Below are 442 nucleotides of genomic sequence, written 5' to 3'. Positions count from 1 at the left end.
CGGTCATGCCGGTTCCGGGGCGCGCGGGCCCGCTCCGTTGACAGGGTGTGGCGCCCCTTGTACCCGCCCACCTCGGGTCCGGTAAGCCGCTCTCGCGCTCGCCGGCCGCTCTTCGCGCATCGTGCCTCGCCGTCGGGGCAGGCCCTGGAAACGGATCGAAGCGGACGCGACATGCCCCGTTTGGTGATGAAGTTCGGCGGGACCTCCGTCGCCAATGTGGATCGCATCCGCAACGTCGCCCGGCACGTGGCCCGCGAGGTCGCCGCCGGCTACGAGGTCGCCGTGGTGGTCTCGGCCATGTCCGGCAAGACCAACGAGCTCGTGGACTGGGTCAAGGACGCCAACGCCCTCTACGATTCCGCCGAGTACGACGCCGTGGTCGCCTCCGGCGAGCAGGTCACGTCGGGGTTGCTCGCCATCGCGCTCCAGAAGGACGGCATCA

Annotated in this window: 1 protein-coding gene; it reads left to right on the top strand. The window is 70.1% G+C overall.

Annotated features, from left to right (window positions below; translation table 11 throughout):
- Positions 1-171: 171 nt before the first annotated feature.
- Positions 172-442: amino acid kinase family protein (locus tag RAD16_RS41315; protein ID WP_458163723.1), on the top strand; the 271-nt coding region annotated here is incomplete at its 3' end.

It is taken from the genome of Bradyrhizobium sp. 18BD, assembly GCF_054185225.1.
The sequence above is the reverse complement of the archived record's forward strand: the minus strand, read 5'-3'. Positions and strand labels throughout refer to the sequence as shown.